Here is a 10,542-nt window from a genome sequence, read left to right on the forward strand (position 1 = left end):
CTCTTGTCATAATGAATGTACAACATGATACTATACATTCATTACAATATGTTAGCAAGTGATATTTTAGTGACGTTAAAAAGTTTAATAAAGAAATTAAGATTAATTTATAATTTATCCAAATTCTCTTTAAACATCTATTCTTTAATAAAAAAACCTGCTGAAATTCAGCAGGTTTCAAATTGTTATTATAGATTACTATGCGATGCTTGCTTCGTCAATTTTTTTTATGAAAATAAATATTGTACATATCCCGCATTAACGCCCGATTGGTAAAGGCTAATAATCAGTGGGGGATGGACAATCCCCCCACTGATTAAAGTTTCACTTTATCATTCAGTTGAGATAGATGGGTCCGCCTGTTCTTTTTTCGGGATAATTTCATAGAAGTGAAGCTGGATATCATCTAATAATGGTGTTACTAAAGCGACTTCTTCATATTGTTCATGCTCATTTAATACACGAATGTAGTCTAATAATAATTCATTTACATCTTGCAAACCACTTTTACTAATCGGCTGCAATGTTACATTTGCACCTTTAGCGATTCTTTGTTTTAAGGCTTGCTCTGTTAAACCTAAGTTTGGCTCATGACGTAAATAAACAACACCACCAGTCATGCCGGCACAAATCCATGGACCAGGATCTCCTAAAACAAGAGCACGACCATTTGTCATATATTCAAAAGCAAACCCTTTTATATTGGAATATGCGCCTATATTCCCTTGTTTTTTTTCACGGAGTGGTTTTGTAATTCTACCTCCAATTATCATATCTGCCCCAGAAAGGCGAATGCCAGCACGAGCATCAGCGTTACCTTGCACGTATAATGCGCCTTTTTGAGCGCCGTACCCAAATCCTTTTCCGACAGAACCGTTATAATATGTTCCATCTTTTCCTTTTGCTTTCGTTATATAAATGCCACCACCAAATGAAGTTTTCCCAATGCCGTCTTGCGCACCGCCATTTACGTGTATAAATAAGTTCTCGCTATTGTACGCGCCTAATCCGTTTCCAGGAACAGAACCGTTTGTATACTTTAATGTAAGTGGTTCAAGATGAGTGTTTTCATATAATTTACTACGAACACGATAACAGGATTCTAGACCGCCCATTACACGGTGCTCTACGCCGACGCTTACTAATTCTTTTGACTGGAGAGAATTAGTTGATTCAAATTGTTTTTCTTGTACAGATTCCGTTATTTTCACGGAGGAATCTTCTATCGTTTGTATTAAGTTTTGTAAGTTTAATAAGTTCTTGCCTCGAGTTTGTTCTAATAAATCTGATCGCCCGACAATATCTTGTAAGTTTGTGTAACCGAGCTGCCCTGTTAAACGTTTTAGTTCTGTACCGAAAGTAGTGAATAGGTTTAATAGCCCGGCAACTGCGCTTTCTAATTCACGTGGAACGAAACGGCGCAGTCCATGTTCTTTTGCTTGAGCTTCAGATTCAATTTGTGTTGCAATTCCGACGTGGCACGTATCGAGATGACAACCACGGCAAGTTGTACAGCCAATGGCAATCATTGATAATGTACCAAATCCAATCCGGTTTGCTCCAAGGAGCATGATTTTTAAGGCATCGTTTACGCTTCGGATACCACCGTCTGCCCAAATCTCTACTTTATGTCTCATATGTGCTTCTAATAGAGCGTTATGTGCAGCTTTAACACCGATTTCTACAGGAAGACCTACATGTTGCAATGCATGAATACGTGCAGCACCTGTTCCGCCATCAAACCCGCTAATGTTAATAAAATCAGCACCAGCTTTTGCAATACCGACAGCAATTGTTCCAATGTTAGGAACGACAGGGACTTTTACGGCTACTTTTGCAAGGTGATTAGCCGTTTTAATTTCTGTAATCATTTGAGCTAAATCTTCAATTGAATAAATATCATGGTTGTTAGAAGGTGAAATTAAATCCGAACCAATTGTCGCATTACGTGCTTCAGCAATTTTGGCAGTTACTTTTGAACCAGGCAAATGTCCACCTTCACCAGGCTTTGCTCCTTGACCGATTTTTATTTCAATTAAATTTGATGAATTTAGTAGTTCAGCGTTTACTCCAAATCGACCAGATGCAACTTGTTGTCCGCGTGTATTTGGGTATTTGCCAATCATATCTTTAATTTCGCCGCCTTCACCGTTCAAACTAATCATATTTAGCTGATCGGCAGCTTCTGCATATGCACGGAAGGCTATTTCATTTTGAGAACCGAATGACATGGAACTAATAATAAATGGTAAATCATGATTGTGAATGCCGATGGACACTTCTTCAGTCGGAATTACATGTTTTGTTTGTTTTGTTTGAATAAGGTGCCTGATTGCGATAGAGTTATTTTCTTCTAATTCACTTAACTTGTCGCGGTAATCATCATAAGAGTTTCCTTTGGCAACATCACCAATTGCTTTCCAAATCCGCGGGAATATATGAAATGATTTTCTCATTCTAACTTGTGGATTGTTATAATCAATCGCACGAATTTTTGCATCTTCAGCAAGTGATTCAAGTGAAAATGCTAAATCATTTGAACCGAAGAAATTTGTAATTTGTAATGTGTTTGCGATTTCCTCATGTAATCCAATAGAGGAAAAGAGGCGACCGTAACCGCGTAATTCATGAATTCCAATCGTTGAAATTACTTTCTCTAGTCCTTTATTAAGTGCGGTATACAAATTAGTAATTGATGCTTTTGTTCCATCATTTACAGTTGCGAATAATAAATATGGATTAATACTGTCTGCCCCTAATCCGTATAGCGTGACGATATCGTGTAAGGAACGAAGGGCACCGGAACGTATAATGAGAGAGCATTTCCGGCGCAAGTTATTTTCAGTTAATGATTGATGTACTTTAGCGGTAACTAAATGTGGATCAATCCATAATAGTTCATTTTGATGAGAGTTAGCGTCATCTAATAATAGTAGGGAAGCCCCATTTTTCACGGCTGCTATCGCTTCGGAACTAATTCGATTTAACGCGCTTTGTAAAGTTTCTGATGGACTAAATGTAACAGAAATTGTAGAGACAGAGCTATGAGTGGTGAATAGCTGTATAAGTTGTTCGTACGTAATCGTCTGTAAGTCTGCCGCAATAGGCTGAGCTAAACTTCCTTCTAAAATAATTGGTGAAAGCATCTCGATTACAAATGGTTGTTTAGAGTTATCTAATAAACTTGGACGTTCTCCGAGTACAGTGCGTGTGGAGAAGTGCTCGACTTCTCGATCACGATCGATGGCTGGATTTGTCACAACGGCTACACTTTCCTTAATGAAATCGGCAATATTTCGTCTATCTGTATCAAGTGCGGCAAGTGGTGAGTCATGCCCAAGTGAACGAATTGGTTCGACACCTTTTGTCGCCATCTGTTCAAGGAGCTGAATATGTTCTCGATCCCAGCCGAAAGCGACGTATTGCTTCGTTTCAACTTGAACAGAATCACATAATCCTTGGGTTTCTTTCGTTTCAGGGATAGATAAGTTTAAATGATAATTGGTAACATCGATTCGTTTCTTAAAACGGTTGAATACTTCAATTTGATAATTGTCGTATTCATAGAGAACGAGCTCATCTTGTTCATTCCATTTTAATCCAACCTTTTCTCCAGGAGCGAGTGGTTTCGGCTCTGCTACATACTCAGTTGGTGATACAACTCCAGGTTCAGAAGAGAAAATATAGGAGCTCTCTGTCTCTACTTTCCAAACTGGGCGTAATCCAAGAGAATCGACACTGAAAACAGCTTCATCTTTATAACGTGAAATGATGCCAGCTGGACCTTGGGCGAAATGCCCCCAAGCCTCACGTATATAAGTGTATAAGTTTTGTAAGTTTGTTTCGTAAAGTTTTATTTCATTAATAATTGGTGGGAATAATATATCCATTGCTTCAAATAGGCTGTAGTTATACTGAACGAGAAGGGTTTCTAAGGTGCGATTTAAATCTTGGGAGTCACTGCCCCCAGCAGTAAGTGGTACATGAATCATTTCGGCTTGATCACGTAATTTGGCAATTGTATTAATTTCACCATTATGTCCGAGAATGCTAAATGGTTGTACACGAAAAAAATTAGATAATGTATTAGTAGAATAGCGATTATGTCCTAGTGTCATGGTTGAAGCGATAAGTGGGTGTTGTAAATCGTTGTAATAGGCAACGAGTGTATCTCCAGCACCTAGAACTTTATATACAACATGATCACGACTTAATGAAGCAACGTGAATCGCTTCGTTTTTCTCTATTTTTATCGTTACAGCAAATAATGTTTGCTCAATATTTTTAACTTCATTTTCAGCGATAAGGGCAACTTGCCAAAATAAAGGTTCTTCTTGTTTACCAAGTGGCCCGAGTGCATCGGAATTTATGACATCATCACTTTCGAAAATAATTGTAAAGTTTTCATTGTTTAGTTGTGTACGAATTTGATTTTTTAAATCAGCAATATTTTCTTTTTTGTTTAGAAAAAAATGTCCAACGATAAAGTGGGGATGATCCACAATCGTTGGATTATATCCGCTACTTTTCAGTTTTTCATTCCAAAGTGCTTTTGGTACATCAATATGGATTCCAATACCATCTCCTTCGCCATTGATGAAACCAGCTCTATGGTTCATTTTGATTAGTGATTGTATACAAAGGTCGATATTTTCTTTTGTAGGAATTTTTCTTTTTTCCATAACGGAAACGATTCCACACGCATCATGTTCTGTATTTCTATAATCTCGAAATAAAGACGGTGTCCATGTATTTTTTTTATTGAGCATCCGTCAATCCCCCCCCTTGTAAAAGATTGAATAATCTTACTATTTAAGGTGTAAATCACCTTGTACACAGAGATAATAACGATCTAAAAGAATATAAAACAGATAATTATGAATAATTATACTATTAATATGAGATTTATGAAATAGAAAAAAGGAAAAAAGAAAGGTGAGCTTTCTTTTTTCCTTGTAATGACAGTATTATTTATTGTCTGCTAAAGCAGCAAATGCTCTTCCAACAGCTTCAATTGTATATTCGATATCTTCTTTTGTATGTTCTGTCGTTAAGAACCATGCTTCATATTTAGATGGTGCTAAATTAATACCTTCTTGAAGCATAAGTTTGAAGAATCTACCGAACATTTCACCATCTGTATTTTTGGCTGCATCGTAATCTTCAATTGTATTTGTCGTGAAGTATACAGTTAATGCACCTTTTAGACGGTTTACTGTAATATCGATGTTATGTTTTGTAGCTTGCTCTAAAATTCCTTTTTCAAGCATTGCGCCAAGTTCATCTAATTTCTCGTATACGCCTTTTTGTTGAAGTACTTCAAGGCATGCGATACCTGATGCCATAGAAGCAGGGTTTCCTGCCATTGTACCTGCTTGGTATGCAGGTCCGAGTGGAGCAACTTGTTCCATAATTTCTTTCTTACCACCGTAAGCGCCAATTGGAAGTCCACCGCCGATAACTTTACCGAGTGCTGTTAAGTCTGGTGTCACGCCAAGTAAGTCTTGAGCACCACCGTACATAAAGCGGAAAGCAGTAATAACTTCATCATAAATTACTAATGCACCAGCTTCATGGACAAGCTCATTTACTTTCTCAAGGAATCCAGGTTTAGGCTCTACGATACCGAAGTTTCCAACGATTGGTTCTACAAGAATAGCTGCTACTTCATGTCCCCATTTATCTAACGCTTCTTTTAAAGTTTCTACATTATTAAAGGGAACGGTAATAACTTCTTGTGCAATACTTTGTGGCACACCAGCTGAATCAGGAGTTCCAAGAGTAGAAGGACCAGAGCCAGCTGCTACAAGTACTAAATCGGAATGACCGTGGTAACAACCAGCGAATTTCATAATTTTTGTGCGACCAGTGTAAGCGCGGGCAACACGAATGGTTGTCATAACGGATTCTGTACCAGAGTTTACGAAGCGGACTTTATCTAATGCGGGCATTGCTTCTTTTAGCATTTTTGCGAATTTTACTTCTAGTGCTGTTGGCGTTCCGTATAGTACACCATTTTCAGCAGCTGTTGTAATTGCTTTTGTTATATGCGGGTGAGCATGTCCAGTAATAATAGGGCCATATGCTGCTAAATAGTCGATATATTTATTGCCATCTACATCCCAGAAATAAGCACCTTTTCCGCGTTCCATTGCAACTGGAGAACCGCCTCCAACTGCTTTGAAAGAACGGGAAGGACTGTTAACACCACCAACGATATGTTCTAAAGCTTCCTTATGTAACGCTTCTGATTTTGTGAAATTCACTTCAATTCATCTCCTTACAAAAATCTATGTATTATTCTAACATGTTTTTTGAAAAGACGTATTGTTTGTGATAGAAGGAGCAGTTGGGTAAACTATTCGTTGTGACATTTAGGAAGGGGGTCCGATTATGAAATCGGTAATTGAGGTACAAGGGTTACGTAAAGAGTTTACAGCCTATTCAAGTCGTCCGGGATTAAAGGGTGCATTTCGCGATTTATTAAATCGTAATTATAAAATAGTACCAGCAGTAAATGATGTTTCTTTTACTGTGAAGCAAGGTGAAATGGTCGGTTATATTGGTGAGAATGGTGCTGGTAAATCAACGACGATTAAAATGCTTACAGGGATTTTGACTCCGACATCAGGAGAAATTACAGTGAATGGAATGAATCCGCACAAACAAAGAGAAGAATTTGTAAGAACAATCGGTGTTGTGTTTGGTCAGCGTTCTCAGCTTTGGTGGGATATCGCTGTACAAGAATCGTTTCGTTTATTGAAGAAAGTGTACGGTGTATCGGATGCTCAGTATAAGGAACATATGGAACATGTTATTGAAACATTAGATATTGGTCCTTTATTGGATAAACCGGTGCGGAAATTATCTCTTGGTCAAAGAATGCGTTGTGAATTGGCAGCGGCATTAATTCATAATCCGCCATTATTATTTTTAGATGAGCCAACAATAGGACTTGATGTTCTTGTGAAACTGAAAATACGAGAATTTTTAAAAGAGATGAATGAACGTTATAAAACAACAATTTTATTAACGACACATGATATTACTGATATTGAAGCTTTATGTGAACGTGTCATCATGCTTGATGAAGGAAACATTATGTATGACGGATCTTTAGATAATCTTCGCACACAGTGGGGAGCGGAAAAAGAAATACATTTTCAGTTTATTGCCCCGGTTTCATACCAGGAGTTATCGATGGTTATGCCAGATAATCATGTCGTTTGGTCAAAAGCGAAAGAGGAAAATGCGTGGATTGCAAAAATACCGAATGAAGAGGTTATCATTTCTATGCTGATTTCTAAAGTAGTACAGGCCTTTCAAATTAAAGATTTAAAAATTAATGAAGTGTCTACAGAGGAAATTATTCGTAACATTTATGAAGAAGGTATTATGCATGGGTAAGTATATTGAAATGATTCGCATTCGCTTTTTAATGATGCTCGCCTATCGTACAAATTATTACAGCGGGATTTTAATTTATACGATTAATATCGGTGCGTATTATTTTTTATGGCAAGCGATTTATAGCGGGAAAGAGAATATTGAAAGTTTATCTATTTCGCAAATGACTACGTATATTGCGATCGCATGGATGGCACGTGCTTTTTATTTCAATAATATAGATAGAGAAATTGCGATGGAAATTCAAGAAGGACGTGTGGCGGTAGAGCTAATTCGTCCGTATAACTATTTAGGTATGAAAGTTATGCAAGGTCTTGGAGAAGGGATATTTCGTTTTGCTTTCTTTTCAATTCCAGGTATGGTCATCGTTACATTGTTATTTTCATTACAAATTACAACGGATTTTCAAACGTGGTTATTTTTCTTCTTATCTTTAATATTTAGTTTTATCATTAATACACAAATAAATTTAATGACCGGAATGCTTACATTCTTCTTATTTAATAATAGTGGAATTATGTATGCGAAACGTGTTGTTATTGATTTATTTTCTGGTTTATTATTACCGATTAGTTTTTATCCGTTATGGGCCCAAAAAGCAATGGTGTTTTTACCGTTTCAAGCAATTAGTTATATTCCGAGTATGATTTTCTCTGAAGGTATACAAGGGAGTAAGTTATATGAAGCTTTATTATTTCAATTGATTTGGGCAATTATACTTATTATTCCAATTGTACTAATGTGGAAAACGGCGAGAAAACGTTTAATTGTACAAGGGGGATGATGAGATGCTATATATAAAATTGTTTTTACAATATGCAAGTCAATATATAAAAACAAAATTGGAGTATCGGGGCGATTTTATCGTCGGATTACTTTCAGATTTATCACTGCAAGCCGTTAATTTAATCTTCATTCTTGTTGTGTTTGGACATACCCAAGCACTAAAAGGGTGGAGCCGAGAAGAAGTAATCTTTATTTACGGTTTCTTTTTAGTACCGTTTGCCATTTTTTCAGCTTTCTTTAATATATGGGACTTTAATGATCGTTACATTATTAAAGGTGAAATGGATCGTGTATTGACGAGACCAATTCATAGCTTATTTCAAATTATATTAGAAAGAATGGAACTTGAATCTTTAATTGGAGCGGTTACAGGAATTATTGTAATGGGCTATGCAGCAGCGGAACTAAATTTATCTTTTTACTGGTATGATTTCTTCCTATTCTTACTGATGGTAGGGGGAGGGGCGCTTGTGTACGGTGGGATATTTGTTACACTTGCAAGCCTTGGGTTTTGGTCGGATGCGAAAAGTTCGATTATGCCGCTTATGTATAACATAGGGAATTATGGACGCTATCCTGTTGATATTTATAACCGTGTTATTCGCTTTATTTTAACGTTTGTTTTACCGTTTGCATTTGTGGGGGTATATCCAGCAGCATACTTTTTAAGAAAAACAGAGTGGAATAGCTATGCTTTTGCGACACCATTTGTTGGTGTTATCTGTTTTACTATTGCAATTACCCTTTGGAATCAAGGGGTCAAACGATATCGCGGTGCAGGAAATTAATTATAGAAGCTTGTTCGTTTCTAAGGGATAAATCATCTATAGTCCTCATACATATAAAATGAGGTGGAGGACATGTTATGGGGATTTATTCTATTAATTGTAGCAATAGCTATTTTGAGAAGTGTCCAATTATTATGGAGTTCATATTCAGATTCCAAACGTTTCTTTTCGCTGTATAATTTAGCCACGTTGTTTTTAATTTATACAACGGTATTGATTGCGTTTGGATTAAGTTATGTTGTATTAGAGGAAATGGGTTTTGCAGTTTTGAAAGAAGATGGGGATAGGTTAAGTGCTCATTCCTTTCAACTTGTTGAAATATGTTTATATTTTAGCGCAGTTACTTTATTGTCCGTTGGATATGGGGATATAGCTCCGATTGGAATCGGAAGATGGATTGCAATTGGAGAGGCGTTAATTGGATATACATTACCGTTTGCCTTTGTGGTAAGGACTGTAATGGATAATGAAAAATAAGGTAGTATTTGTTATAGTAATGGAAAAGAGAAGGAGTGACAACAATGATCACAGTAGGAGAAATGGCACCGGAATTCACATTAGAGGGAAGTAACGGAGAACAAGTTCGTTTAGCTGATTTCCGAGGTGAAAATGTAGTTTTATATTTTTATCCGAAAGATATGACTCCAGGGTGTACAACTGAAGCATGTGATTTTCGTGATGCATATGGATTATTCCAAGAGAAGGATACGGTCATCCTTGGTGTAAGCCCTGATTCAGTGAATAGGCATATGAAATTCATCGAGAAGCATGAGCTTCCATTTGTCCTTTTAGTAGATGAAGATCATAAAGTAGCAGAATTGTACGATGTTTGGAAGTTGAAAAAGAACTTTGGAAAAGAGTACATGGGAATCGTGCGTTCTACATTCCTTATTAATAAAGACGGCGAACTTGTAAAAGAATGGCGTAAAGTGAAAGTGAAAGGGCATATTGAGGACGTTCTTTCTTATATAAAATAAATCCATATTAATGTGGAGAAAAAATACATATGTAAGGCATGCGTCTATACATATTTTCTTACGATACATAAAGTGAAAGTGTAGGGCATACCTCCTCAGATGATAGTATTCCAAGTGCGATTATGTCGCACTTTTTTCTATGCAAATGTATAGAAACTGGGGAAAGATACATAAGAATAAGGCTATATACAAAAATAAACCACATACTTATAGTAGAAATATTGACGATTTATAAGAAAAGGAGTACACTCTTTATAAGAATTATAAAATAATAATCCGTATAGAATCGGGGTGCATGACGGTGGTCAAAGAAGAATTAAAAGAAGCGCTAGAAATGCTGAAAAATACGGGTGTACGCATTACTCCACAGCGTCATGCTATTTTAGAGTACCTTGTGGAATCTATGACGCACCCAACAGCGGATGACATTTATAAAGCATTAGAAGGTAAGTTTCCAAATATGAGTGTTGCAACTGTTTATAATAACTTACGTGTATTTAAAGAAGTTGGACTTGTAAAGGAATTAACTTATGGAGACGCTTCAAGTAGATTTGATTATGTTACAAGTCAACATTATCATGTGA

At 36.7% G+C, this 10,542-nt stretch carries 8 protein-coding genes (1 of these 8 cut by a window edge); 6 read left to right on the forward strand and 2 right to left on the reverse strand.

From position 1 onward, the window contains the following. Positions 1-332: 332 nt before the first annotated feature. Together LUS72_RS02645 and hemL are read right to left on the reverse strand one after the other, a co-directional pair. Entirely contained in the window at positions 333-4,769 is a 4,437-nt protein-coding gene (locus LUS72_RS02645) for a glutamate synthase-related protein (protein ID WP_097828882.1), read from the reverse strand. A 198-nt stretch (positions 4,770-4,967) separates the two neighbouring features. Then, entirely contained in the window at positions 4,968-6,266 is a 1,299-nt protein-coding gene (gene hemL / locus LUS72_RS02650; protein WP_002125067.1) for a glutamate-1-semialdehyde-2,1-aminomutase, read from the reverse strand. Between the two features lie 127 nt (positions 6,267-6,393). Here hemL and LUS72_RS02655 point away from each other — a divergent pair, with 127 nt between their 5' ends. From LUS72_RS02655 to perR, 6 genes are all read left to right on the forward strand, one after another. Further along, positions 6,394-7,407 carry an ABC transporter ATP-binding protein gene (locus tag LUS72_RS02655; protein ID WP_097828881.1) on the forward strand — a complete coding sequence of 338 codons (1,014 nt, stop codon included), beginning with the start codon at positions 6,394-6,396 and terminating at the stop codon, positions 7,405-7,407. Beyond that, a complete protein-coding gene (locus LUS72_RS02660; protein ID WP_097828880.1) occupies positions 7,400-8,191 on the forward strand; it encodes an ABC transporter permease in 792 nt (263 codons plus the stop codon). Before LUS72_RS02655 ends, LUS72_RS02660 begins: the two co-directional genes overlap by 8 nt. 4 nt (positions 8,192-8,195) lie before the next feature. Further along, on the forward strand, positions 8,196-8,981 hold the full coding sequence (locus tag LUS72_RS02665; RefSeq protein WP_097828879.1) for an ABC transporter permease: 786 nt from the start codon (positions 8,196-8,198) through the stop codon (positions 8,979-8,981). Positions 8,982-9,053: 72 nt separating this feature from the next. Then, complete coding sequence (locus LUS72_RS02670) at positions 9,054-9,458, forward strand: potassium channel family protein (protein ID WP_097828878.1); 405 nt, start codon at positions 9,054-9,056, stop codon at positions 9,456-9,458. Positions 9,459-9,502: 44 nt separating this feature from the next. Beyond that, on the forward strand, positions 9,503-9,958 hold the full coding sequence (gene bcp, locus LUS72_RS02675) for a thioredoxin-dependent thiol peroxidase (protein ID WP_097828877.1): 456 nt from the start codon (positions 9,503-9,505) through the stop codon (positions 9,956-9,958). A 301-nt stretch (positions 9,959-10,259) separates the two neighbouring features. Further along, positions 10,260-10,542 carry the 5' portion of a peroxide-responsive transcriptional repressor PerR gene (gene perR, locus LUS72_RS02680; RefSeq protein WP_000237831.1) on the forward strand. The gene runs 146 nt beyond the window's last position, so the window shows 283 of its 429 coding nt (coding positions 1-283); the start codon lies at positions 10,260-10,262; the stop codon falls past the right edge of the window.

Source organism: Bacillus cereus, from assembly GCF_025917685.1.
Lineage (GTDB): Bacteria > Bacillota > Bacilli > Bacillales > Bacillaceae_G > Bacillus_A > Bacillus_A cereus_AT.

What these genes read in the sequence shown, in the direction of transcription:
- LUS72_RS02660 (WP_097828880.1), top strand. Translation starts at nt 7,400, where the DNA reads ATGGGTAAGTATATTGAAATGATTCGCATTCGCTTTTTAATGATGCTC.
- bcp (WP_097828877.1), top strand. Translation starts at nt 9,503, where the DNA reads ATGATCACAGTAGGAGAAATGGCACCGGAATTCACATTAGAGGGAAGT.
- LUS72_RS02670 (WP_097828878.1), top strand. Translation starts at nt 9,054, where the DNA reads ATGTTATGGGGATTTATTCTATTAATTGTAGCAATAGCTATTTTGAGA.
- LUS72_RS02665 (WP_097828879.1), top strand. Translation starts at nt 8,196, where the DNA reads ATGCTATATATAAAATTGTTTTTACAATATGCAAGTCAATATATAAAA.
- LUS72_RS02655 (WP_097828881.1), top strand. Translation starts at nt 6,394, where the DNA reads ATGAAATCGGTAATTGAGGTACAAGGGTTACGTAAAGAGTTTACAGCC.
- LUS72_RS02645 (WP_097828882.1), bottom strand. Translation starts at nt 4,769, where the DNA reads ATGCTCAATAAAAAAAATACATGGACACCGTCTTTATTTCGAGATTAT.